Origin of the sequence: Streptomyces desertarenae, assembly GCF_042681365.1 — a bacterium.
In the GTDB taxonomy this organism is placed as follows: Bacteria; Actinomycetota; Actinomycetes; order Streptomycetales; family Streptomycetaceae; genus Streptomyces; species Streptomyces desertarenae.
In genome coordinates this window covers 339,441-363,573 of the sequence record NZ_JBHUFU010000003.1, presented here as the reverse complement: position 1 = coordinate 363,573, position 24,133 = coordinate 339,441, and the positions used below count along the sequence as shown (strand labels likewise).

The window sequence follows — 24,133 nt, the reverse complement described above, 5'->3', positions numbered from 1 at the left end:
GGAGCGCGGGCCCGCCGGTCCCCCTCCGCCCGAGGGGGCCGGGTCACCAGCCCTTGGTCACGCGGTGCTCGGCGAAGGAACCGCAGTTCGACCCGTAGGTCCAGGTGGACTGGTTGGCGATGCCGCCGGCCCAGTCGACGCACATGCCCTTTCCGTAGGCGTACACCGGGCCCGCATAGGAGTAGTAGGTGCCGCTGTCCTCGTCCCAGTCCCCGGTCTGGGGCACCTGGAGGTGGGAGAACATGTACACCGGGGTCGACCCGGTGGTGGTCCTCTTGGTGACGACGCAGTTGTAGCCGCTGGACGGGTTGTAGGTCAGGAACACGGTGCCCTTCGTCCCGATGGGCGCCGAGTTCACCACGCCGTACCCGCGGCCGCACTCGCCGCCGTACGCCGCCGCGGCCGCGGCCTGCGGCGCCGAGACGGCCAGGCAGCCCGCCGCCGCGACCGAGACCGCCGCCGCGGCGGCCGCTCTCCTGGAAATCCTCATCTTCCCCCCTGCCGGTCGTTTCCGTGACACGCCGTGCGGTGTCACTGGGAAGACCGGCGGGAAAGGCCGGGGGTTGTACACGGAAAGGGGGGAATGCGAACAACTTCGGCACCGCGCGGAAACCCCCGCCACAACCGCAACGGAATTCCTTTCCCGCACCGCCGGAATTCGGCGCTCCCGCCTCCGGGGCCCGCGCCCTGCGGCCTCCTTGCGCGGGCGGTGCGGCCCGGCGGGAACAAGGCGGCCCCGGACGGCGCTGTCACCAGTGGACATCCCGGCGGTGCGAGAGGAAAGGCGTGGGAACGATGGCAGAGACAGGACGGGCGCACGCCCACCCGGCCGACGACGCGTCGATGCTGACCTCCTGCGACCGGCGGATCACCGTGAAGTGCCTGCGGCTGCCCACGGCGGGCCGGCCGATCAGCAGGGTCACCCTGGACCTGGGTCCGGAGGACGACGGAGTGCCGGGCACCTGGGCGGCGCTGACACCCCGGGAGGCACGCGAACTGGCGCGGCGGCTCCTGTCCCAGGCGGCCGCGGCCGACCGGGACGCGGCCGCCCTGCGCGCCGGGGCGCCCGGCCCCGGCGCGGACCGCGTGGCCTGACCGGCCGGCGGAGGCGGCGGGGAGCGGGCGCCGCGCGCCGTCCGTCACCGGATCACCAGATGGCCTCGACCCACTCGGGGCGGTCGATGAACGGGTTCCGGTTGTGCTGGTAGGCGCTGTAGATGACCTCGTTGCGGTTCCTCTCGAAGGAGTCCGGCGGGTCCTCCCGGTGCCACTGCTTCAGGACACCGAGGCGGCCGTGGTAGGGAGCCGAGCCGTTGCCCACCCGGTCGTTGGGCTCCAGGTCGGCGAAGCCGTCCCCGCCCTCGTAGCGCACGGCCATGTACAGGATCATGCGGGCGACGTCGCCCTTGACCGCGTCGCGGGGCTCGAAGCTGTCGCCGTCGGTGTAGTTGCCGGGTGCGCCGGAGACGGAGCTGCCGCCGTTGTCGAAGTCCTTGTTGCCGCGGATGCTGTTGACCCGGACGTCCGTGGGGCGCAGGTGGTGCAGGTCGGTGCCGGGCCCGATGCTGGTGCCGAAGTCGCCGTGGGACTTGGCCCAGACGTGCTCGCGGTTCCAGTCGCCCAGGTCTCCGCCGTGCTCGGACTTCGCCTGGGAGCGCCCGGTGTACAGCAGGATCACGTTGTCCGGGTCGGCCGGGTCCTCGTCGGTGTCGCCGAGGGCTCCCCAGACCTGGCTGTAGGAGAGCTTGGTCTGGTCGCTGACGATGTCGTGCAGGGCCGCCTTCAGCGCCTCGCCGGTCCTGCCCTCCGCGGGGGCGTAGTAGTCCGCCACCGCGGAGGCGGAGGCGGAGGGGGCGTCGCCGGCGGGGGCGGCCGACACCGGGGCGGGGGCGGCCACGGCCAGCAGGGCGGCCACGGCCAGGCCTATGCCTCCGGCCACGGAGCCTCGGGAGGCGCGGGAGCGGGACATGGGGAATGTCCTTTCGACGGGCCCCCGTTCGGGGCCGCTGACAGGCGTTCGATATGCGGAGCCTGCCATGACGGCATGTCCCTGCCAATAACGCCGCGGAAAAGACCGCGTGACCGTTGCGGGAACGCCGCGCCCCCGGGGGACGGCCCGCGCGCCGGCCCGGGCCCCGCCTCGCCCCCTTGAAGGGACCGCCTGCGCCGTCCACCATGGTGTCGCCGGGAAACCGGACGTCGTTCGTGATGTCGGACGATGACGGCCGCCGCACGGGAGGGGATCCGATGCCCGGCGGGCCGCCCCGGCACCGCACGGCGCCCGGGCCCGCCGCCGCGCACCGGCCCGGTCGCGGGGACACGGCGGCGGCCGGGACCCGCCTCGCCGGCGGAGCGGGTCCGCACCGCGGGGCCGGGCCCGCGCCCGGCGGCACGGCACAGCGCCATCGCGCCGCGGACGACCGACCACCGACCGAGGAGCCCCGCATGAGCCGATTACGCCTCCGCTCCCTCCTGCTCGCCCTGTGCCTGGCCCTGGCCGGGCCCCTCGCGGCCGCCGGCACCGGGCAGGCCGCGCCCGTGCCCGTCGCCAACGGCCTCCCGTTCACCGACACCTCCGGCGCCCCGCTGCACGCGCACGGCGGCGGGGTCCTCAAGGTGGGCTCGTACTACTACTGGTTCGGCGAGCACCGCAACGCCGACAACACCTTCCGTGCCGTCTCCGCCTACCGCTCCGCCGACCTGCGCGACTGGGAGTTCCGCCGCCACGTCCTGACCCGCGACAGCGCCCCCGAACTCGCCGTCGCCAACATCGAGCGCCCCAAGGTCGTGTACAACCGGCGCACCGGGCGGTTCGTGATGTGGATGCACAAGGAGAACGGCCGGGACTACGGCGAGGCCCGTGCCGCCGTGGCCACCTCCCCCACCGTCGACGGCGACTACGCCTGGCACGGCTCGTTCCGCCCGCTGGGCCACATGTCCCGCGACCTCACCGTCTTCACCGACACCGACGGCACCGGCTACCTGGTCTCCGCCGCCCGCGACAACTACGACCTGCACATCTACCGGCTCGGTGACGACTACACGCAGGTCGCCTCGCTGGTGGCCAACCCCTGGCCGGGCGGCCACCGCGAGGCCCCGGCCCTGTTCGAGCGCAACGGCGTCTACTTCATGCTGACCTCCGGCGCCACCGGCTGGTCCCCCAACCAGCAGAAGTACGCCACCGCCCCCTCGCCCGCCGGCCCGTGGAGCGGGATGCGCGACGTCGGCGACTCCACCGCGTACGGTTCGCAGACCGCCTTCGTGCTGCCGGTGCAGGGCAGCCGCGGGACGGCGTACCTGTACATGGGCGACCGGTGGGGGAACTCCTTCGGCGGCACCGTAGGCGACTCGCGTTACGTCTGGCTGCCGCTGTCCTTCCCCTCCCCCACCGACATGGCCATGGACTGGCACCCGCAGCTCACCATCGACACGGAGGCGGGCACGGTCACCGGTTCGGGCGGACCGTACCGGACGCTGACCGCCCGGCACAGCGGCAGGTGCCTGGACGTGCGGGACCGGTCCCTGGCCGAGGGCGCCGAGGCCGTCCAGTACGGCTGCAACGGCGGCGGCAACCAGCGCTTCTGGCTCCGGGACGCCGGCGGCGGCCAGGTGCAGCTGGTGGCCCGGCACAGCTCGATGTGCCTGGGGGTGCGCGGCGCCTCCGGTGCCGACGGTGCGGTGGTGGAGCAGCAGTGGTGCGACGGCGGCGCGCACCAGCGGTGGCGCACGCAGGACGCGGGGGGCGGCCACGTCCGGCTCCTCGCGGCGCACAGCGGCAGGTGCCTGGACGTGCTGGACGAGTCGGCGGCGGACATGGGGCGCGTGGCCCAGTGGTCCTGCACGGGCGGGGCCAACCAGCAGTGGCGGGTCGCGTAGGAGTCCGGGGCTGGCGGTCCCTCAGCCGCAGCCGCTCGTCCGCTCGTACCATCCCGGACGCGGCTCGGTGAGGGAGGTGACGGTGTAGGTGTTCCACCATCCGAGTGCGTCGCCGGAGCCGACCGCGTACGCGATGCCGTACCGGACGGTGGCCCGGCCCGCCGCCACGTGGCCGTGGTTGCTCGCCGTGAAGCACGGCACCGGCTCGGGGTCGGTGGGCTCCTCCGGATCCGTCGGCTCGTCCGGGTCCTGCGGGTCCGTGGCGCCCAGGCCCCAGTCGGCGGTGATGTGCTCCGCCGCGCACAGCACGTCCGCGGCGTACGCGCCCGCCGTGCCGCACCCCTCCGAGGGGCGGACCGGGACGGCGTGCCCCATGCCGGCGGCGCGGTACTCGCGCACCACCGTGCCGCCGCCGGCCTCGTACGTCCTCCGTGTCACCCCGCCCGGCAGGGAGGCCGAACCGTCGGCGGCTGCGTCCGTGCCGTGCACGTCCGTCCACTGCTCGACCAGTTCGGTGGCGTTGGCCGGGACGACGGTGGTGTCGGAGGTGCCGTGCCAGACCGAGACGGTGGGCCACGGGCCGCCGTACCCCCGGTTCCGGGCCCGCACCAGGTCGCCCCACTGGGCGGCGGTCCTGTCGGAGCCCGGGTTCATGCAACCGAACGCCTGCACCATGCCGGTGGCGCAGCCGTGCGGGACGCCGGCCAGGATCGCGCCGCCCGCGAACACGTCCGGGTACGCGGCCAGCAGGCTCGCGGCCATCGCGCCGCCGCCGGAGAACCCGGCGACGTACACGCGGGAGGGGTCGGCGTCGACCGCGTCCACGGTGTGCGCGACCATCTGGCGCAGCGACAGCGCCTCGCCCTGCCCGCGCGCGGTGTCGCCGCTCTGGAACCAGTTGAAGCAGCGCGAGGCGTTGTTGGCGGACTCCTGCTGCGCGGCGACGAGCGCGAAACCGTGCGCGTCGGCGTGCGCGCGCCAGCCCGCGCCCGTCGCGAAGCCGGGTCCGTCCTGGGTGCAGCCGTGCAGCACCAGGACGACGGGGGCGCCGGCGGACAGCCCGTCCGGGAGGTGGCGGTACATCGTCAGCGCCCCGGGGTTGGAGCCGAAGCCGGTGACGCGCTCGTAGTCGGCGGCCGCCGCCGGCACGGCGGACGGCCCGGTGAGCGCCAGGGTGAACGTGCCCAGCAGCACGCCCGCGCGGCGCAGGAGGGTTGCGGCTCTCATGGGGTCCTCACGCCTGGGTGGAACGGACAGGGGGTGCCCGAACCGTAGGGCCGCGGCGCGGCCCGCCCGAACGGGCGGGGGGCACAGGGCGGCCGGACCACCGGTGGGGGCACCGCACATTGCGGTGTCCCCACCGGCGCCTCCCCGGTGCGCGGCCGCGACGGCCCGTCCCTCGCTCCGGCGGCCCCGCCCGCGCGGCCTCGGGGTCGTGGTCCGCGGGCCGGTGCAGGACCGGATCCTCCACGGCGGGGAAGCAGCGGAACAGGGTCGGCTCGGGGACCGGCCCCGGGGATCGGTGGAACCGTGGTCGGCGCTGAGATCGGTCATGGTCGACGGCCGGCTCCAGTTCCTCGGTGTCGCCGTCGTCCGGAGCGGGCCGCCGACCGAAGGGGCCGTCCTGGTCCGGCGGAGCCCCGAGGATGGGGGCGCCCTTCGCGCGGTGAACGCCGTAGACCACGCGCTGGTGATCCCTGCCGTCTGGGTCGGGATGTTTCCGGTGCTCTGGGGGACGGCGAAGTCGTTGTGGGCCCGGGCGCGACGGCTTCGGGGCACGCCTGCCGCTTCTCGTACTCGGCGAGGGCTCGGTGGATGCTGGACAGGCCGGGGTTCTGTCCCTTGCGCTTGCCGGTGGGGACGATCAGGTTGGGCTGGCTCTGCCCGACGGCCTCCCCGTTCGCGCATCGGCGCAGGACGGTGTGGAGCACGTCGTCGGTGGCAACCGGCGGCCGGCCGCCGTGCTTGTCCTTGCGGGCGGCGGGCGTAGCCGATGCGGATGTCCGCGCTCGGGGCCTCCGGGCCGACCGGGGAGGGCGCCGGGGTGCCGGGCCGCCACGGCCGGCCCGGGCGCGGCCGGCCGGGGGCGGTACCCGCAGGAGTTTCGCGAGCCGGGGCACCTTGGTGAAGCGGCCGGTGCAGTAGGTGCCGGCGACGACTCCGGGGCGCGAGCGGCAGGGTGAGCGTTACAACGTGGGCAGGGGTGGCGCTCGACGTCGACCGCGCCGCTCGGCTGTGCGGCTTGACGGCCCGCCATGCCCTCGGATGGCGTCGCAAACAATTCCCAGAACACCCTCGTTCCCCTTTTGAGCGAGAACGAGTTCCGACACTGGATCGGCGGTCCGGGCCGCGCGGGCGGACCGTTTCCGGTCTCGCTCCGGGAAATGTCCGTTTCCGACAGCTGCCGGACAGCGGAGAGCGTCGCTCGCACCTAGGGGAAGCACAGTTCGATTCCGGCTCCTGGTCGAACCCGGCGGTCTCCCCAACCAATTCCGGGCCGAACACCGACAGATGGCATGATGAGCCGATGGATGCCTCCGTCCCGATCGACCTCGACACATGGCCGCGCCGACAGCACTTCGAGCACTACCGCCGGCTCGTTCCGTGTACGTACTCGATGACGGTGGAGCTGGACGTCACCGCGTTCACTGCGGCACTGCGTCGATCGCAGCGAAAGTCCTACATCGCGCAGGTCTGGGCACTCTCCACGGTTGTCAACCGTCACGATGAGTTCAAGATGTGTCTCACCGCGGCGGGGGAGCCGGCCGTCTGGCCTGTCGTACACCCGGCCTTCACGGTATTCAATCCGGAACGCGAGACGTTCGCGTGCGTGTGGGCCCCCCACGATTCCGACTTCGGCGCGTTCCACGACGTCGCCGCCCCTCTGCTCGCGGAGCACAGTCGCGCCACCGACTTCTTCCCTCAGGGGGAGCTGCCGACCAATGCGTTCGACGTGTCGAGCCTGCCCTGGGCGTCCTTCACCGGGTTCAATCTCAACATCGGCGACGGCTGGGACCACCTCGCGCCGATCTTCACGCTCGGTCGCTACACCGAGCGGGACGGCCGGATCCTGCTCCCCCTGGCAGTGCAGGTGCACCACGCCGCCGCAGACGGGTTTCACTCCACACGGCTCGTCAACGAGCTGCAGGCTCTCGTTGCGGACCCGACCTGGCTGGAGGGGAGCCCGAAGGCCTGAGCAGAAGGCCTCGTCAGTCCTCCGTGCCGTCCTCGTCGTCGAGCCCGATCGCCGTGCCGGGGAGCCGCCGGCACATCCGCCGCTTCCCGCGCTCGCGCGGACCGCCCGTGTCGTCCACGGGCCGAAGCGTATGCGGGGGCGGACGCGCTCCCGCGCAGCTCACTCGGCGGGCACGTCCTGTGGTGCGGAGCGGGCGAGCACGGCGAGGGTCTCCAGGGCGCGGTCCAGGACGTCCGGGGGCGGCGACGCCAGTGCCAGGCGCACCGCGCGCGGGGCGCGCCCGGCGTCGGCGGCGAACGCCGCGGCGGGGACGACCGCGATGCCGTGCCGGGCCGCGGCGGCGGTGAACGTGTCGGCCCGCCACGGCGGAGGCAGCTCCCACCAGCAGGAGTAGGACAGCGGGCCGCCGTGCACCGCGAAGCCGCGCAGCCGGCGGGCGGCGATCTCCTGGCGGGCGGCGGCGTCCCGCTGCTTGGCGCGGACGACCGGCTCCACGGCGCCCCCGGCCGACCAGCGGGTCGCCGCCTCCAGGGCGAACCGCGCGGGCCCCCACCCCCCGGAGCGCAGCGCGTCGGCGACCGCGGGCACCAGGGCGCGGGGCGCGACGGCGTACCCCACCGACAGGCCGGGGGCCAGCCGCTTGGAGAGGCTGTCCACCAGGACCGTCCGTTCGGGGAGCAGGGCGGCCAGCGGCGGCAGGTCGTCGCGCAGGAAGCCCCAGACGGCGTCCTCGACCACGTCCACCCCCAGCCGGCCGAGCACGTCGGCCAGTTCCTCCCGCCGCCGGCCCGGCATCACCAGACCCAGCGGATTGTGCACCGCCGGCTGCACGTAGACGGCGCGCAGCGGCGCCGCGCGGTGGGCGGCGGCGACCGCGTCGGGGACCAGGCCCGCCCGGTCCGTCTCCAGCGGGACGACCTCCACGCCGAGCCGGGCGGCGACCGACCTCACCACGGGGTAGGTCAGCTCCTCGACACCGAGCCGTCCACCGGTCGGCACCAGTGCCGCGACCGCGGCCGCGATGGCCTGGCGGCCGCCGCCCGCGAACAGCACCCGGTCCGCCTCCGGCCGCCAGCCGCCGCGGGCGAGCAGTGCGGCGGCGGCGTTCCGCGCGGCGGGGGTCCCCGCCACGCCGACGGGCCGGGTGGCGGACTCCAGGACGCCGGGGCGCAGCAGCGGGGCGAGCCCGGCCGCCAGGAGCGCGGACTGCTCGGGCACCACCGGGTGGTTGAGCTCCAGGTCGACTCCGCCGCCGGCCGGCTCGGCCAGTGCCGTCCCCGGCCGCCCGGAGGCCCGGACGAAGGTGCCCCGGCCGACCTCACCGGTCGTCAGGCCTCGGCGGCCCAACTCGCGGTAGACGCGCGCCGCCGTCGAGACGGCGATCCCCTGCCGCCGGGCGAACTGCCGCTGCGCCGGGAGCCGGTCGCCCGGCCTGAGCCGGCCCGCGGCGATGTCCGCCGCCAGGCCGTCGGCGATCCGCCGGTAGTCCTCCACCTGCCACCCCACGATCCGTCAGCCGTCGCCGGAACAGAGCGATCACATCATTGCACCGAGTTCATTTTCCTTTATTGCACTCGCCCGCGGAGGGTGCATACGCTCTCGACGGCCGAGGCGGAACCACGGCGCGGCCACGGCCGCGGACCCGGAAGAAGGGCGGGGCACATCCATGCTCGAGGCAGGTGCGGTGCTCGGCGTCACGGCGGTCTCCCTGGGAATGGTCCTCACACCGGGGCCGAACATGGTCTACCTGGTGTCCCGGAGCATCACCCAGGGGCGGCGCGCCGGGATCGTCTCCCTGGGCGGGGTCGCCCTGGGCTTCCTGGTCTACCTGCTGGCCGCGAACCTCGGCCTGTCGGTGGTCTTCCTCGCCGTGCCCGGCCTGTACGCCGCGGTCAAGCTCGCCGGCGCCGGGTACCTGGCGTGGCTCGCCTGGCAGGCGCTCCGGCCCGGGGGGACGCCCGTCTTCGCGGTGCGGGAGGTCCCCCACGACCCACCGCGGCGGCTGTTCGCCATGGGGCTGGTGACGAACCTGCTCAACCCCAAGATCGCCGTCATGTACCTCTCGCTCATCCCGCAGTTCGTCGACCCGCGGGACGGTCACGTGCTCCTCCAGGGGGTCGCGCTCGGCGCGGTGCAGATCGCCGTCAGCGTGGCCGTGAACCTGGCGATCGTCCTGGCCGCCGGCTCCGTCGCCGTCTTCCTGGCCCGGCGCCCCTCCTGGCTCCGCGTGCAGCGGTACGCCATGGGGTCCGTGCTCGGCGCGCTGGCCGTCGGCCTGGCCCTCGACGACTCCCGGCCCGCTCGGGCGGCCTGAGAGGGCTCCGTGCCGCCGGTGTCCCGGCCGGCTGCCCTGCCGGGACACCGGCGGTGCGGGCTCAGGGCCGGATGAGTCCCCTGCGGGTGGCCGCGGCCACGGAGGCGGTGCGGGAGTCGACGCCGAGCTTGGCGTAGATGCGCACCAGGTGCGACGTGACGGTGGCCTGACTGAGGTGGAGCCGCTGGGCGCCGGCCCGGCCGTGTGCCGCGTCACCTCCGTCGGTCCGCTGACCGCCCTGGGGCCCGGTGAGCCTGGCCCTGACCGATGCCGCCCTCGCCCATCCCGACGGCGGCGGCCGTCCGACCGCGGTGGACCGCGTGCCCCCGGAGGTGCCCGCGGGGTGTCTCACCGCCGTCGTGGGACCGTCGGGCTCCGGCAAGTCCAGCCCGCCGGCCGCCGCCCGCACCGGCTCTCCGGCGGCCGGCGCCGGCGCGTCGGCACCGCCCGCGCCCTGATGAACGGCCCCACCGTGCTGCTGGTGGACGAACCCGACCAGCGCCCTGGACCACGAGCGGGGGGCGGCCGCGGTCGACCTGATCGCGGAGCTGACGCACCGCAGCGGCACGGCGACCGTGCTCGTCCCGCACGACCGCGCGCACCTGGCCCGGGCCGACCGGATCGCCGGGATGCGCGACGGCGTCCTGCGCCCCGGCCGGCCGGGGCGCACCCGGGGTGAGCGGGCGCCCCGCAGTCCGGCGGGCGCCCCGCGGCACCGGACCGGTCGGACGCGGAGGGGCCCCTCCGGTGCTCGGCCCCGTCCCCCCGGAGGGGGAACCTCCAGGGGGCGCTCGGCGGGCGTGTGCCCGCGCGCCCGCCGGGCGCGGGCCGGCGGCGGGCGGTCCGGGGATGGGCCGGCCGGCCCATCGGCGCGGGACGGCCGGCCCTGCGCTCCCGGCGCCGCCCGTGGTGTCATGGTGGTGGGCCGCGGAGGCGGCCGCCGGGTGCGGGGAAGCGGAGAGAGACCGCGCACCGCACAACCGGAGCCCGCGGAAGCGGGTGGCCTCCGAAGGCCCGCGCGCCCGGCGTCTCCCCCCGTACGCCGGGCGCGTCGCACGGCACCGCACCGGCCCACCGCCGCCCTGCGCCCGCTTCCGGGGAAGACGGCCGTTTCCCCCCACCCTTTCGGGAAACCCGAATGCCTGAGCACGACGACCTCGGAGGAAGGTGAAGCGATGGCAACCGGAGAGACCGGATTCAGCGATGTCGTCTACGACCTGATCTCGGTGCAGTACCACGCGCTGAAGGCCGGGCACGACTACGGGCAGTACGTCCGCGACGCCGAGAACGCCGGCAAGCAGGAGATCGCCGACTTCTTCCGCACGGTGATGGAGGAGGACTCCCGGCGCGCCGCCCAGTGCCACAAGTACCTGGCGCAGCTCTCCGGCACCGAGGACGCGGGGCCGGCCGTCCAGTAGCCCCGCCGGGAACGGCTTCCCCCCACCCCCGGCCGCGCGGATCCCCGCGCGGCCGTCACCATGGGTGCATGTCCCGACGCCGACCAGGCCGGCGACCGGCCTCCCCCGCCGCTCCGGTCCCCGCCGCCGACCCGGCCGCCTCCGATCCCGCGGCCCCCTGCCCCTGCGGCCTCCCCGCCTCCTACGCCGCGTGCTGCGCCCGGTACCACCGGGGCCCGTCCCCCGCCCCCACCGCCGAGGCGCTGATGCGCTCCCGCTACAGCGCCTTCGCCGTGCGCGACCGGGAGTACCTGCTGCGCACCTGGCACCCCGGCACCCGGCCGGCGCGCCTGGACCTCGACCCGGGGACGCGGTGGCGGCGGCTGGAGGTGCTCTCCACCACCGGCGGCAGCCCCTTCCACACCGAAGGGACCGTCGCCTTCCGCGCCCACTGCACCGAGCGGGGGCGCCCCGGCGTCCTGGAGGAGCACAGCCGCTTCGTGCGCCACGAGGGCGCCTGGGTCTACCTCGACGCGCTCGGCGCGCCCTGACGGGCGATCGGCGCGGTCGGCGCGGGCGTGCGGCCGCGCCGGTGGGAGCCGCGCGACGGGCTCTCCCGCGGCCGGGAACGAGTATGGTCGGCGGGGGACCATCCGTGAGCGGCCGCGCACGGTGCGGCACGGCCCGGCGGATGCCGTCCCGGCCCCGGGACCCCGGCACGGGTGCGCCCCGGCGGTCTTTCCGCGTCCCTCCGAACGGGGGAGGGTGCAGGAGGAACAGGAGGGGGAGATGGTCATCCGCTCCGACCGGGAGCCGCGGTACCACCGCCCGGCCGCCGAGCCCCCGCGGTCCCTGGGCCCGTGGGACGCGGCGCGGACGGGACCGCCGCGCCCGCCCGGCGACGGCCGCGGCACCGGGCACGGCGGCGGGGAGGCGCGCGGCGTCCCCCGGGCCGGGTCCGTCACGCCCCCCGCTCCGCCCCGCGGTTTCCTGAGCGGGCAGCGGGGACCGCGCACCGCCGCCCTGATCCTGACCACGGGGACCATCGGCTCCGCGCTGGCCGGGCTGCTCCTGGCCTCCGGCGTGCTGACCCCCTCCTCCGGCGGCAGACCGGTCGGACTGGCGCAGACCTCTCCCCCGGCGACCGTCCCGCCCGGTGGCGCGGCCCCCTCCACCGCGGCTCCCTCCACCGCGGCCCCCTCCACCGCGGCCCCCTCCCCGGTGGCGCGGACCCCGTCCGCCCCCGCGTCGAAACCGCACGCGCCGCCGTCCGGGGCGGGGAGGCCGGAGAGCTCCCCGGCTCCCCGGCCCCCGGCCGCCGCGCCCCCACCGCCCGCCCCCACGCCCACGCCCGCCGCGCAGCGGCCACAGGCCGCCGGCCCCGGCGTGCTGCGGCAGGGCGACACCGGGCCCGCGGTGGAGGAGCTCCAGGAGCGGCTTCTGGAGGTACCGCACGTGTATCCCGGCGGCGACGTCGACGGCCGGTACGACGGCGAGGTCGCCGCGGCCGTCGCCCGCTTCCAGCACTGGTACGGGGTGCGCGGCGACGAGGAGGGGGTCTACGGCGACGACACCCGGCGCGCCCTGGAGACGCACACCTGACCGTGGCGCGGTGCTCCCGCCGCCGGCGGCGGGGGCACCGCGGTCAGGCGGACTGGACGGCCTGGAGGTCCGCGTAGAGGCCGCCCGCCCGCAGCAGCTCCTCGTGCGACCCGATCTCGGCGATCCTGCCCTCCTCCATCACCACGATGCGGTCCGCGCCCCGGACGGTGGACAGCCGGTGGGCCACCACGAAGACCGTCCGGCCGCGCACCAGGCGCGCCAGCGCCTGCTGGACCAGGGCCTCGGAGCGGGAGTCCAGCGCGGAGGTGGCCTCGTCCAGCACCAGCACCCTGGGGTCGCGGATCAGCGCGCGGGCGATGGCCAGCCGCTGCTTCTGGCCCCCGGACAGCCGCGCCCCCCGCTCGCCGACGACGGTGTCCACCCCGGCGGGCAGCCGGTCGACGAACTCCAGCGCGTTGGCGTCGCGCAGCGCGGCGCGGACCTCCTCCTCGCCCACCCCGGTCAGGCCGTAGGCGACGTTGTCCCGGACGCTGCCCTCGAAGAGGACGGACTCCTGGGGCACCACGGACAGGAAGCGGCGGTAGCTGCGCAGGTCCAGCTCCTCCATGTCGACGCCGTCCAGCAGGATGCGTCCCGAGGTGGGCCGCAGGAAGCCGGTCACCAGGTTGAGCGCGGTGGACTTGCCCGCGCCCGAGGCCCCGACCAGGGCTATGGTCTCGCCGGGACGGACCGTCAGGGTGAAGTCCCGGACGGAGTGGCGGTCGGCGCCGTCGTAGGCGAACCCGACGCCCTGGAAGTCGAACCGGCCGCGGACGGCGGTCACCTCGCTCTTGCCGTCGTTCTGCTCCAGGTCGGGGGCCTCCAGCACCTCGCCCGCCGAACGGACCGACTCCAGGCCCCTGGTGATCACGGGCGTGAGGCCCAGCAGCGTGGTGACGGCGGCGGTCAGGGAGGAGAAGTAGGCGCTGAGCATCACCACGTCGCCGGGGGTGACGGCCAGCCGGCCGTGGTAGGCGGCCAGCGCGGCGCCGACCAGGCAGCCCACGCCCAGGGCGTTGAGCAGGATCCAGCCCAGGGCGCCGAAGCGGCCGTTGAGCCGGTCCAGTCGCAGCCCGGCGTCCAGCACCTGCCGCAGCGTGCCGTCCATCCGGCGCAGCGCGGTGTGCTCCAGCCCGTGGGCGCGGGTGACGGGGATGAGGGTGGTCATCTCGCTGACCCGCGAGGAGAGGTGCTCCACCTCCTGGCGGAACATCTCGTTGTGGGAGCGCAGCCGCCCGCGCAGCCACACCACCAGGGCGGAGGCGGCCGGGACGACCAGCAGGAAGACCGGCAGGAAGGCGGGGGTGCGCAGCGTGATCACCGCCAGTGCCCCGATGAGCGTCGCCAGCGCGGACAGGCCCTGGTCCCCGGCCTGCTGGACGGAGGTCTCGACGTTCTCCACGTCCCGGATCACCTTGGTCTGCAGGACGCCGGCGCTGACCCGCGCGTGGTAGCCGATGGAGAGCTGCTGCATCCGCTCGCACAGCGCGAAGCGCATCCGGTTGCCCGTGCGCCGGGCGCTGCCGTACCAGCAGCGGATGTAGAGCAGTTGGAAGGGGTAGTTGAGGACCAGGGTGAGCAGCAGCAGGCCGGCGTTGAGCCACAGGCCGGAGACCGGCCGGTGGTGGACGACGATGTCGATGACGTTCGCGGTGATGAGCGGCATCAGCCAGGTGGGGCTGTGCTTGATGAGGAACGCCAGCACGCCGAGGGCCATGCGGCCGCGGTCCTGCCGGAAGAGGTAGACGAGGGTGCGGACCGGGTGCTCGCCCCGGTAGCGGTGGTCGAGGGGGCCCTGCGGCGCGGCCATGTCGGGACTCCTGTGCGGGGAAGACGGGCTGAGGGGGCGTGGGGGGTGTGGAGCGCCTCGTCGCGCTGCACCGGTTGAGTATTCTCCCCGGCCCCGGCCCGGTCCGCGCTCGGGCCGCCCTGCGGCGCCGACCGGGCGGGCGGACCGCGCACGGCCCGCCCGCCCGGCCCCTCCGCCGTCCGGTGCCCGCCGCTCCGTCAGCGGGTCCAGACGGTGCCGTCGGCCCGGTACTCCAGCACGCCCTCCACGCCGATCGCGGTGTCCGGGCCGAGTTCCCGCCGCACCAGCCACAGCCCCAGGTCCAGTCCCGAGGTGACGCCTCCGGCGGTGACCACGTCGCCGTCGTCGACCACGCGCGCGTCCTTCAGCACTCCGCCCCGGGCCTCCAGGTCGGCACGGGCGCGGTGGTGCGTAGTGCACGGGCGGCCCCGCAGGAGTCCCGCCTCCGACAGGAGGAACGCCCCCGTGCACAGCGAGGCGATCGTCAGCCCCCGGCGCGGTGCGTCCGCCAGGGCCCGCGGCAGGGTGCCGTCGGCGATCTCGGCCCAGACACCGGGGCCCTCACGGCGCCGGTAGCCGCCGCCGGGGACGACGATCACGTCCGCGCTCCGCGGATCCCAGACGCGGTCCACCCGGACCCGGGTGCCGAAGGCGGACCGGACCAGGCGGGGCCTGCCCGTGGTGACGTAGTCGACCTCGACGCCGCGCTCGCTGAGCGCCCCGGCCAGGGAGAAGACCTCGTAGGGCGCGATGAAGTCCTGCTCCTCGGCCCCGTCGAACATCACGACGTGGACCCGCAGCGGTCCGTTGCGGGGGGCCGCGGCCGCGCCGCGCGCCCCCAGGGTCTGCGCGGCCGGCACTCCGGCGCCCAGCAGTGCGGCGCCGAGGAGGATGTTCCTGCGCTCCATGGGTGGTGGTCCCCTTCCGTGGTGTTCCGCGGGTGCCGGCCCCGTGCCGCGGAGGACGCCGGGGCCGGTGGACGCCGTCAGCCTGGCAGCGGCCCCCGGGGGGCGGACAGCCGCGCGCGTGCCGGGCCGCGATAGGTTCTGGCCATGCGCTCGGTTCACTCGGTGGCCGTGCTGGCGCCGCGGGGGGCGGTCGGCTTCGATCTGGCCGCGGTCTGCCAGGTGTTCGCCTCGGTCCGGCTCCCCGACGGCTCCGCCCCCTACGAGGTGCGGGTCTGCGGCGACTCCCCCGTCACGGCCACCGCCGCGGACGTGCCCTGCTTCGAACTGACCGCCGCCCACCCGCTGGAGGCGGCGCTGGAGGCGGACACCGTCGTCGTGCCCGGCGTCCACGGGCACGGCGCCGAGCCGGACCGGAGGACGGTCGAGGTGCTGCGGGCGGCGGCGGACCGGGGGATCCGGGTCGCCTCCGTCTGCACCGGCGCCTTCCTGCTGGCCGAGGCGGGGCTGCTGGAGGAGGCGCCGGCGACCACCCACTGGCGCGCGGCGGACCGGCTGGCGCGCGCGTACCCGGGGGTGCGGGTCCGTCCCTCCGTGCTGTTCGTGGACAACGGGCGGGTGCTCACCTCCGCCGGGGTGGCCGCCGGTCTCGACCTGTGCCTGCACATGGTGAGCCGGGACCACGGCGCCGCCGTCGCGGCCCGCACCGCGCGCATGCTCGTCGTCCCGCTGCGCCGCGAGGGCGGGCAGGCGCAGTTCGTCTCCCATCCGGCACCGGACGCCGCGGGCGGAGCGGTCCGGCTCCAGGAGACCCTGGAGTGGCTCCACGGGAGTCTGCACCGCACGCTGACGCTCTCCGACATCGCCCGGCACGCCGGCCTGAGTGTGCGGAGCCTCAACCGCCACTTCAGGGCGCAGACGGGGACGACCCCGATGCGGTGGCTGCTGTGGGCGAGGGTGGAGCGGGCCCGCGAGCTGCTGGAGACCACCGACCTGGCCGTGGAGCGCGTCGCCGGGCTGTGCGGCTTCGGTTCGGCGGTGTCGATGCGGGCCCACTTCAGGAAGCGGCTGGGGACGAGCCCGGCCGCCTACCGCGAGGCGTTCCGCGCGCCGCTCCCGTGAACGGGGGCGGCCCGCGGAACGGGGGCCGGGCGGCCCCCGGCCGCGCCGGCCCTCACTCGCCGCCGTAGGGCAGGGTGGCGCCGGGGATCTCGTACTCCTCCCGGCGCCCGCACATCCCGTAGCCGCCGCGCCGGGTCGGGCCCGTGGCCCTGACCCCGGCCTCCGCCAGGTGGCCGGCGTCGCCCGCCGCGAGCGCGGCGAGCCGGCCGCCGGTGCGCTCCGCGGCGGCGAGGGGACCGGCCCGCCACAGGCGCTCCCAGTCCGGTATCCGTGGGGCGACGAGCCGGGCGGCGGCCCGGTGGAACTCCCGCAGGGGTCCGGCGTCGCCCGCCGCGAGCGCGTCGCGCAGCACCAGGTAGCCCTCGACCGCCAGGTCGCGCCGGCGCCGGGCGGCCTCCTCCGCCGCCGGCCCGCGGCGGGCGGGCAGGGCGGCGGCCGCCGCGTACCGCTCGGGGTCGGCCAGGACCTCCGGCGGGAAGGTGAACACGGCGTCCCCCGCCTCGGGGAGGCCGCCGTTCTCCATCAGCACCGTGACCTTCAGGCCCGCGTGCTGCACCATGCGGTGCACGGTGCCGGGGGTGAACCAGACGACCGCGCCGGGGGCGAGGTCCGTCTCGCGGCAGCCCTCCCCGGCGGTGAGGGTCTGCACGGCGCCGCGCCCGGCGGTGACGACGTACGCCTCGGTGCACACCAGGTGCAGGTGCGGGCTGCCGCCGCGGACGCCGTCGGCGGCCTCCCAGTCGTAGGCACCGACGTGGGAGAGGCCGACCGCGCCCGGCAGCGGGGCGGCGCCTCCCGCCGCGTCCGGCCGCTCCCCGTCCGCCGCGCTCACCACCCGTGCGCTCCCAGCCATGCCTCCACCCGGTCGCGGTCCCAGGCCCCGTCCGCGACGACCACCCGGTAGCGGTAGGCGAACTCCTCGCCCGGCGGCAGCTCGAACTCCTCGAAGAACGCCCAGGAGAGGGCGACGACCGGGGTCGGCTCGGAGCGCACGAACCAGTGGGAGGCGTGGATCGCGCCGTCGTTCTCCGGGGCGTGGGCGAAGACCAGGGTGCTGTGCGCGTCCGCGCCGTCGCGCGGCCCGGTGAACGCCAGCCAGGGCGCCTGGGTGCCCATCATCCCCGCGGCCCCGGCCTCCCCCCGTCCGCCGCGTCCGTCCGGCCCGAACACGTCGCCGCCCGTCAGGTCGCGCGGACCGCGCCAGTGGAGTCCGGTGTAGCCGGCCATCTCCCGGCCGGCGGTCGTCGGGGAACCGAAGCGCAGCGCCTCGGTGCGGGTGTTGAGCAGGCGGATCGACCAGTCCAGCGCCCAGGCCCCCTCCTCCGGTTCGGCGGAGTGCACCTCGACGGTGCGCGTCTCGCGCGCCCACTCCTCGCCGCCGTTCTCGACCCAGGTCAGGCGCTCGGTGAAGGAGGCGCGGTCGCCGCGGGCGTCGACGGTGTCGAAGGCGTCGTGCCGCATGCGGCCGATGCGGTCGTGGAGCGGCAGGTAGCCGCGGCCGTGGACGTAGGAGTTGCCGCCCCAGAAGTTCTGCCCGGACAGGTGGCTGGCCGTCATCTGCAGGCCCTTGTGCCAGCGGTGGTCGCTGGGCCGGTAGCCGGTGACGACGTGTCCGGACAGGGTGCGCAGCGGATGGGCGTAGGGCTTGCGGGACTCGAAGGGGTCCGGGTCGGGCCGGTAGACGTACGACATCAGCTCGACTCCGCCGCAGGCGGCCGAGATCCGCTCGCCGTGGGTGTGGGTGAGGGTGATCGGTGCGCTCACCGGTTCTCCTTCGCGGGGGTGTGCGGCGCCCAGTCGGGGTGGCCGCCGTGCATGGCGGTGTAGTACGGGTCGCCGGGCCCGATCTCGCCGGCGCGCACGGGCAGCCCGGTGAAGGCTGCCTTGTACAGGGCGGCGGTGAACTCCAGGGTCCGGCGCGCGTCGTGTCCGCTGCCCGGCGGGCGCACTCCGTCGCGCAGGGCGGCGAGCACGCCCGTGAGCTGGGCGGTGTGCGAGCTGGGCAGGTCCGCGGCGGGGGTGCGCCAGGCGCTGATGCGCTCCGCGGCGTCCGCGGCGTCCGCGACGTGGGGGGCGGGGGTGTAGACCCAGTCGTCGTTGGTGTGCCCGTACAGGTGGGTCAGCTCGACGGTGGCGTCGGTGCAGTCGATCCGTATGCGGCTGGTCTCCTGCGGGGACAGGACGCTGTTGACGACGGTGGCCATGGCGCCGCTGCGGAAGCGGACGAGCGCGGTGGAGACGTCCTCGCTCTCCACGTCGTGCACCAGGCGCCCGGCCATGGCGCGCACCTCGGTCCAGTCGCCGAGCAGGTGCAGCAGCAGGTCGGTCTGGTGGATGCCGTGGCCCATGGTGGGGCCGCCGCCCTCGGTGGCCCATCGACCGCGCCAGGGAACGGCGTAGTAAGCGGTGTCGCGGTACCAGGTGGTCTGGCAGTGCGCGACGAGCGGCCTGCCCAGCGCCCCGGAGGCCAGCAGGTCGCGGGCGTGGACGGCGCCGGAGCCGTGGCGGTGCTGGAAGACGACGGCCGCGTACGGGCCGCCGTCCGCGCCCTCCTCGGCGGCGATGGCGTCGTATTCGGCCAGCGACAGGCAGAGCGGCTTCTCGCACAGCACCCAGGCGCCGGCGCGCAGCGCGGCCACGGCCTGCTCCCGGTGGAAGGCGGGCGGGGTGCCGATGAGCACCAGGTCCGGGTGTTCCCGCGCCAGCATCTCGCCCAGTTCGGTGTAGCCCGCCACGCCCTCGCCGGCCTCGGCCCGGAAGGCGTCGAGCCGTCCGGCGTCCACGTCGACGGCGGCGACCAGCTCGACCTCGCCGCGGTGGGCCCTGAGGGCGGGCAGGTGGCCGCCGGTGGCGATGGCCCCCGTGCCGATGACGGCGGCGCGCAGGGGCGGGGTGGTGGATGGGGGCATGGAGGTCCGGCTCCTTCGGGGTCGATGCGATGGAAAGCGCTTGCCACGGAGGACCCTAGAAGCCGGAGCGGTGATCCGGAAGGGGGCCGGGCGCCGCGATCCCGCGGAGGCGGCGCGGACGGCGGAGGACCGCCGGGACGGCCGGGGCGGTTGGGGCGGCCGGGCGGTTGAGGCGGCCGGAGAGCGGGGAGGCAGCCGGAGGCAACGACCGAAAGGATCTTCGATGAACGTGCTGTGGGTGTTCGCTCACCCCGAACGGCGGTCCCTCAACGGCTCCCTGCGCGACGAGGGGGTCCGCGCCCTGGCCGACGCCGGCCACGACTGCCGCCACTCCGACCTGTACGCCATGGGGTGGAAGCCGACCGTCGACCGGGACGACTTCGGGGAGCGGCCGGGGCCGTCGGACGACCGGCTGATCGTCACCTCCGCGTCCCGGCGCGCCCACCGCGACGGGACGCTCAGCCCCGACATACGCGCCGAGCAGGAGAAGCTCGACTGGGCCGACGCGGTGGTCCTGCAGTTCCCCCTGTGGTGGTACGGGATGCCCGCGATCCTCAAGGGCTGGTTCGACCGGGTCTTCGTCAAGGGGTACGCCTACGGCGTCACCGATCCCGGCCATCCGGGCCGCACCCTGCGCTACGGGCAGGGCCTGCTGGCCGGGAAGCGCGCCCTGGTCGTCGTCACCGCGGGCTCGCCCGAGCCCGCCCTCGGCCCCCGCGGCATCAACGGCTGGCTCGACCACGTCCTGTTCCCGCTGCTGCACGGGACCCTGTGGTACACCGGCATGACCGTCCTGCCCCCGGTCGCGGTGTACGGCGCCGACCGGCTGCCGCCGCGGGAGTACGAGGAGGCCGCGGCGCTGCTGCGCGAGCGCGTCACGTCCATCGGGGACACCGAGCCCCTTCCGTTCCGGTTCCAGAACGGCGGCGACTACGACGACGACCTCGTCCTGCGCCCCGACCTCGCGCCGGGGGCCACGGGGTTGGGGGTGCACTACGCCCCGTGACCCCGGTCGGGTGGGGGCGGCCGGACGGAGTCGTCCACAGGCCCGTCCTGCTCCCCCGTCCAGCGGATAGGGTGCGGTCACCTGGCGGGCGAGCGGGTGAGGGGGAGACATGGCGGCCGAGCCGGTCACGGAGCGCGGTGCGGAGGCGGCGCCGCGCGTGGCGTCCCGACTGGAGTCCGTGGTGGTGCACCCGGCGGGGGCCGTGTGCGTGCGGCGGGCCCGCTGCGTCCTCCCCACGCGCCCTCCGTCACCTCCGGGAGCGGGCGTACGGGTCCTCGTCGAAGGGCTGCCGGTCACCGTGCACGGGCACTCGCTGCGCGGCCGGGTCGTCTCCGGGCCCCCCGGGCTGCGGGTGACGGACGTGCGGGTGGCGCGGGCGGCCGGGCCCCGGCCGGACGGCGAGCTGCCGCGTCTGCGCCTGGCGTGGGAGGAGGCGCGCGACCGCGTGGACGGGCTGCGGTCGAGACGGGACGGGCTCAGGACGGAGATCGCCGAGGTGGCCGCGCTGCGCGCCGTCCCGCCCCAGCCCCGCCGCGGCGACCCGCCCCGCCGGGCGCCGGTGGAGTCCCTGCTGGCCCTGGCCGACTTCCTGGACGGCAGGCTGGCCCTCCTCCACGAGCGGCTGCGCTCCGCGGAGGAGGAGCTGCGCGACGCCGAGCACGAGGCCGACGTGCTCTCGGTCCGGCTGGAGGGCGTGTCGAGCGCGCTGTCCACCGGGCGGACGCGGGAGTCGGTCACCGCCGTCCTGACACTGGCCGGGGGCGCTGGCGGCGGTACCGGCGGCGGTGACACGGACGACGGCGGGCAGGAGGGCGCGGAGACCGAGGTCGAGGTCGAGGTCGAGGTCGAGTACCGCGTCCCCGGGGCGACGTGGTCGCCGGTCTACCGGCTGCGGCTGGGCGGCACGGGTACCGCCCCCGGCGGGACACTGGTGCTGCGGGCCTGCGTGGCGCAGCGCACCGGTGAGGACTGGGCGGGGGTGCGGCTGGGTCTGTCCACCGCCGACCTGCTGCGCCCCGCCGGTGTCCCCCGGCTGCGGTCGCTGCGGATCGGACGCCGCCAGGAGGAGCCCGAGGCGCGGGGCTGGCGCGAACCCCCGCCGGGTCTGGACGAGTTGTTCTCCGGGTACGACGCCGCCGCGGCGCCGGACCCCCGCACCCGGTCCCGTCCCGCGGCGGCCGGGGCCGCCGGGGGTGCCGGAGCCGCCAGGGGTGCCGGGGGCGCCGCCCCATCGCCGCGGACGGGGAGTGCGGCGATGCCCGTCGCGGCGCCCCTGGCCGGCGCGGTCCCGCCCCCGCCCCCGCCCGGGGCGGCGGCCGGAGCCCCCGCCCCGGCCGCCGCTCCCGGTGCCGCTCACACGGCGGGCACGGCGGAGTTCGGGTTCGCCGGGTACGGGGCGGCCCAGGCGCCGGCCGCCGTGGCGGGCGGCCCCGTACCCCCGCGGGCCGCTCCCCCGCCCGGCCCGAGTACCGACATGCTCGACTACTCCCGGCTGGAACTGGCCGGCCCGGAGGACCCCGTCCGGCGCGGACGGCTGCGGCCGGCACCGGACGGGACGGGTGCCGGGGACGCCGGGCGGCGGCGGCCGGCCGAGGCCGTGGCCCGGCAGGGGCGTCCCTCCCACACGGTGGACGTACGGCGCTCGGCGGGCTCCTTCCACCACCGCTACGACACGGCCGCGCCGGTCGACGTGGCGGCCGACGGCGCCTGGCACACCGTCCCCGTCTGCGATGTCCCGGTGGAGGCGGTGCCGGAGTACGTGTGCGTCCCGTCGGTGGACGAGACGGTGTACGGCACGGTGCTGCTGGCGAACACCTCGCACCACGCCCTGCTGGCCGGCCCCGTCGACGTCACCGTCGGGGACGAGTTCGTCCTCACCGCACCGCTGCCCACCCTCGCCCCCGGAGAGCGCCGCCGGGTCGGGATCGGCGCGGTGGAGAGCGTGCGGGCCGCGCGGCGCACGCACCTGCGCGAGTCCACGGCCGGCCTGCGCGGCGGAACGACGGTGCTCGACCACACCGTGGAGGTGGAGCTGGCCAACCGCCTCCCGCACCGGGTGGTGGTCGAGGTGCGCGAGCGCGTGCCGGTGAGCACCGAGAAGGAGGTGCGGATCGAGGAGCACCGGGCCGCGCCGCCCTGGACGGCGCCCACCGGCCCGCTCGACGACGCAGGTTCCGGCGACGCCGGCGGCCCTGTGCGCGGGGCCAGGATCTGGCGGGTGGAGCTGGATCCGGGGCACACCACGGTGCTCAGGGGCGGATACGAGATCCGGATACCGGCGGGCAGGGCACTGGTCGGCGGGAACCGGAGGGGATGAGGCACGCCATGACCGAGACCACGCCGCCGGCCGCCCCCACCGGGCCGGACGCGGACCGGGAACCCGTTCCCCTGCCCGTCACCGCCGTGACGTGCATGGAGGACCGCGCCCAGGTGGAGCGGGAGGCGGCGGTGGAGCTGACCGCGGGGACCCAGCGGCTGCTCGTGGGACCGGTGACGCCGCTGGCCGTGGACCGTTCCCTGCGCGCGGAGTTCGCCGCGGCCGCCTCGGGGGCGTCCGGCGCGCGGGTCGTCGACGCCCGCGTGGTGCGCGCGTACGAGCCCCCGCGTCCGGGCGGCCCCGGCGAGGACGCCTCCGCCCTCCGCCGCAGGGTGCACACCCTGGAGACGGAGGCGCGGGAGGCGAGCCTGCTGCGTGAGCGGCTGGAGAGCCGGCTCGCGATCGTCGGCCAGGCCCGGGCGGATCTGTACCGCGACGTCACCGAGGGCGCCGGAGCGGGCGAGGCCGACCCGGAGCGCTGGACGGAGGGGCTGCTCCGGATCGACGCGGAGGCCGCCGGGCGTGAGGAGGAGCTGCGGCTGCTGCTGCGCCGTGTGCGCCGCCTGGCGGAGGAGTTGGAGCAGGCCCGCGAGACCCTGCGGCGCACGGAGGAGGAGCCGGCGGAGCTGACGGCCGCCGTGGAGGTGGTCGTCGAGGCCGACCGGGCCGGGTCCGCCACCTTGCGCGTGGTCCATCTGGTGCCCTGCGCCCTGTGGCGGCCGGCCTACCGGGCGACGCTGGCCGAGGACGAGCGGTCGGTGCGTCTGGAGTCCGACGCGGTGGTGTGGCAGCGCACCGGGGAGGACTGGGCCGGGGTGCGGCTGTCTCTGTCCACCGCCCGCCCCACCCTCGCCGCGAGCCCCCCGGCCCTGGCCGAGGACACGCTCGTCCTGCGCGACCGCACGGCCGAGGAGCGGCGCACGGTCGAGGTCGACCTGCGCGAGGAGGAGGTCCGCACGGTCGGCGGGCCTTCGGCCGGCGCGGAGCCGGAGGGGCCCGGCGGGGGCGGCGCCGGTCCGGCGGAGCTGCCCGGCCTCGCCGACGGCGGCGAGGTGCGGGTGCTGGCCGCCCCGCGGCCCGTGACCGTCGTCTCCGACGGGCGCCCCCACCGGGTGCCCCTGTCCGCCTTCACCGCGCCGTGCCGCACCGAATCGACCTGTGCTCCCGAGCTGTCGCCGCTGGTGGCGAAGGTGGCCGTGTCGGCCAACGAGGCCGGCCACGTGCTGCTGGCCGGGCCGGTCGACCTGGTGCGCGGCAGCGGGTTCACCGGGCGCGGCGAGCTGCCGTTCGCCGGGCTCGGCGAGGAGGTCCGGCTCGCCTTCGGCAGCGAGGACACCTACCGGGTGGTGCGCCGCGTCGAGGAGCGGCGCGACACCGCGGGTCCGGCCGGGGTCGGCCGGCGCACGGTGGTCAGGCGGACGGTGCGGCTGTTCGTCTCGCGGCTCGACCGCTCGCCGGACGGGGAGGCGGCCGAGGTCGTGGTCCGCGAGCGGGTCCCGGTCTCCGAGGTCTCCGCCGTCGAGGTGCGGCTGCGCGGGAAGGCGTGCAGTCCGGAGCCCGACGAGGGGGTCGACGCCGAGGGCATGGTGCGGTACACGCTTCGGCTGCCGCCCGGCGGGCGGCGCGAGATCACGCTGGAGTACGAGGTGGTGGCGGGCGCCGGGGTCGTCGGCCTGTGA

20 protein-coding genes and 2 pseudogenes are annotated in these 24,133 nt (G+C 76.2%); 12 read left to right on the top strand and 10 right to left on the bottom strand.

The window, feature by feature from the left end; genetic code table 11:
* Positions 1–43 precede the first annotated feature (43 nt).
* Positions 44–490 (bottom strand): spore-associated protein A, encoded by a 447-nt coding sequence (locus ACFSJS_RS07730; protein ID WP_380898188.1) that lies wholly within the window; start codon positions 488–490, stop codon positions 44–46.
* Between the two features lie 305 nt (positions 491–795).
* Here ACFSJS_RS07730 and ACFSJS_RS07725 point away from each other — a divergent pair, with 305 nt between their 5' ends.
* Complete coding sequence (locus ACFSJS_RS07725; RefSeq protein WP_380898186.1) at positions 796–1,095, top strand: hypothetical protein; 300 nt, start codon at positions 796–798, stop codon at positions 1,093–1,095.
* A 52-nt stretch (positions 1,096–1,147) separates the two neighbouring features.
* Here the strand turns inward: ACFSJS_RS07725 and ACFSJS_RS07720 are convergent, their stop codons facing one another.
* A complete protein-coding gene (locus ACFSJS_RS07720) occupies positions 1,148–1,969 on the bottom strand; it encodes an endonuclease I family protein (RefSeq protein ID WP_380898184.1) in 822 nt (273 codons plus the stop codon).
* Positions 1,970–2,445: 476 nt separating this feature from the next.
* On the opposite strand from ACFSJS_RS07720, the gene ACFSJS_RS07715 reads away from it, so the two are divergent.
* On the top strand, positions 2,446–3,876 hold the full coding sequence (locus ACFSJS_RS07715) for an RICIN domain-containing protein (protein WP_380898182.1): 1,431 nt from the start codon (positions 2,446–2,448) through the stop codon (positions 3,874–3,876).
* Between the two features lie 21 nt (positions 3,877–3,897).
* Here the strand turns inward: ACFSJS_RS07715 and ACFSJS_RS07710 are convergent, their stop codons facing one another.
* Positions 3,898–5,103 (bottom strand): extracellular catalytic domain type 1 short-chain-length polyhydroxyalkanoate depolymerase, encoded by a 1,206-nt coding sequence (locus ACFSJS_RS07710; protein WP_380898180.1) that lies wholly within the window; start codon positions 5,101–5,103, stop codon positions 3,898–3,900.
* A 1,300-nt stretch (positions 5,104–6,403) separates the two neighbouring features.
* Between ACFSJS_RS07710 and catA the strand changes: the two genes are divergently transcribed.
* Positions 6,404–7,072 (top strand): type A chloramphenicol O-acetyltransferase, encoded by a 669-nt coding sequence (gene catA, locus ACFSJS_RS07705; protein WP_380898178.1) that lies wholly within the window; start codon positions 6,404–6,406, stop codon positions 7,070–7,072.
* 159 nt (positions 7,073–7,231) lie between these two features.
* On the opposite strand, the gene ACFSJS_RS07700 is transcribed toward catA, so the two are convergent.
* Positions 7,232–8,566 carry an aminotransferase-like domain-containing protein gene (locus tag ACFSJS_RS07700; protein ID WP_380898335.1) on the bottom strand — a complete coding sequence of 445 codons (1,335 nt, stop codon included), beginning with the start codon at positions 8,564–8,566 and terminating at the stop codon, positions 7,232–7,234.
* Positions 8,567–8,738: 172 nt separating this feature from the next.
* Between ACFSJS_RS07700 and ACFSJS_RS07695 the strand changes: the two genes are divergently transcribed.
* Complete coding sequence (locus ACFSJS_RS07695) at positions 8,739–9,386, top strand: LysE family translocator (protein WP_380898176.1); 648 nt, start codon at positions 8,739–8,741, stop codon at positions 9,384–9,386.
* Between the two features lie 61 nt (positions 9,387–9,447).
* On the opposite strand, the pseudogene ACFSJS_RS07690 reads toward ACFSJS_RS07695, so the two are convergent.
* Positions 9,448–9,576: pseudogene (locus ACFSJS_RS07690) on the bottom strand (LuxR C-terminal-related transcriptional regulator); the annotation flags it as partial.
* A 58-nt stretch (positions 9,577–9,634) separates the two neighbouring features.
* Between ACFSJS_RS07690 and ACFSJS_RS07685 the strand changes: the two are divergent.
* The 4 genes and pseudogenes from ACFSJS_RS07685 to ACFSJS_RS07670 form a co-directional block, all read left to right on the top strand.
* Positions 9,635–10,033, top strand: a pseudogene (locus ACFSJS_RS07685) (ATP-binding cassette domain-containing protein); the annotation flags it as partial.
* A gap of 528 nt (positions 10,034–10,561) precedes the next feature.
* Positions 10,562–10,804, top strand: a complete 243-nt coding sequence (locus ACFSJS_RS07680) for an acyl carrier protein (RefSeq protein WP_279556550.1) — start codon at positions 10,562–10,564, stop codon at positions 10,802–10,804.
* Between the two features lie 68 nt (positions 10,805–10,872).
* Complete coding sequence (locus ACFSJS_RS07675) at positions 10,873–11,334, top strand: YchJ family protein (protein ID WP_380898174.1); 462 nt, start codon at positions 10,873–10,875, stop codon at positions 11,332–11,334.
* Positions 11,335–11,572: 238 nt separating this feature from the next.
* Positions 11,573–12,385 (top strand): peptidoglycan-binding protein, encoded by an 813-nt coding sequence (locus ACFSJS_RS07670; protein ID WP_380898172.1) that lies wholly within the window; start codon positions 11,573–11,575, stop codon positions 12,383–12,385.
* Positions 12,386–12,428: 43 nt separating this feature from the next.
* Here the strand turns inward: ACFSJS_RS07670 and ACFSJS_RS07665 are convergent, their stop codons facing one another.
* Both ACFSJS_RS07665 and ACFSJS_RS07660 read right to left on the bottom strand, forming a co-directional pair.
* Positions 12,429–14,195 (bottom strand): ABC transporter ATP-binding protein, encoded by a 1,767-nt coding sequence (locus ACFSJS_RS07665; protein ID WP_380898170.1) that lies wholly within the window; start codon positions 14,193–14,195, stop codon positions 12,429–12,431.
* A 197-nt stretch (positions 14,196–14,392) separates the two neighbouring features.
* Positions 14,393–15,103, bottom strand: a complete 711-nt coding sequence (locus ACFSJS_RS07660) for a DJ-1/PfpI family protein (RefSeq protein WP_380898168.1) — start codon at positions 15,101–15,103, stop codon at positions 14,393–14,395.
* 144 nt (positions 15,104–15,247) lie between these two features.
* Here ACFSJS_RS07660 and ACFSJS_RS07655 point away from each other — a divergent pair, with 144 nt between their 5' ends.
* Entirely contained in the window at positions 15,248–16,222 is a 975-nt protein-coding gene (locus ACFSJS_RS07655) for a GlxA family transcriptional regulator (protein WP_380898166.1), read from the top strand.
* A gap of 52 nt (positions 16,223–16,274) precedes the next feature.
* Here ACFSJS_RS07655 and ACFSJS_RS07650 read toward each other — a convergent pair whose 3' ends face one another.
* The 3 genes from ACFSJS_RS07650 to ACFSJS_RS07640 are packed head-to-tail and all read right to left on the bottom strand — an operon-like array spanning position 16,275 to position 19,131.
* On the bottom strand, positions 16,275–17,075 hold the full coding sequence (locus ACFSJS_RS07650) for a cupin (protein WP_380898164.1): 801 nt from the start codon (positions 17,073–17,075) through the stop codon (positions 16,275–16,277).
* Positions 17,051–17,986 (bottom strand): DUF6807 domain-containing protein, encoded by a 936-nt coding sequence (locus tag ACFSJS_RS07645; protein WP_380898162.1) that lies wholly within the window; start codon positions 17,984–17,986, stop codon positions 17,051–17,053. The genes ACFSJS_RS07650 and ACFSJS_RS07645 overlap by 25 nt, the downstream gene beginning before the upstream one ends.
* The gene (locus ACFSJS_RS07640; RefSeq protein ID WP_380898160.1) at positions 17,983–19,131 is read right to left on the bottom strand and encodes a Gfo/Idh/MocA family protein; all 1,149 of its coding nucleotides are present in this window, start codon (positions 19,129–19,131) and stop codon (positions 17,983–17,985) included. The genes ACFSJS_RS07645 and ACFSJS_RS07640 overlap by 4 nt, the downstream gene beginning before the upstream one ends.
* Before the next feature lie 223 nt (positions 19,132–19,354).
* On the opposite strand from ACFSJS_RS07640, the gene ACFSJS_RS07635 reads away from it, so the two are divergent.
* From ACFSJS_RS07635 to ACFSJS_RS07625, 3 genes are all read left to right on the top strand, one after another.
* A complete protein-coding gene (locus ACFSJS_RS07635) occupies positions 19,355–20,137 on the top strand; it encodes an NAD(P)H-dependent oxidoreductase (protein WP_380898159.1) in 783 nt (260 codons plus the stop codon).
* Positions 20,138–20,246: 109 nt separating this feature from the next.
* Entirely contained in the window at positions 20,247–22,454 is a 2,208-nt protein-coding gene (locus tag ACFSJS_RS07630; RefSeq protein ID WP_380898158.1) for a DUF4139 domain-containing protein, read from the top strand.
* An 8-nt stretch (positions 22,455–22,462) separates the two neighbouring features.
* Positions 22,463–24,133, top strand: coding sequence for a DUF4139 domain-containing protein (locus ACFSJS_RS07625; protein WP_380898156.1), 1,671 nt, complete (start codon positions 22,463–22,465; stop codon positions 24,131–24,133).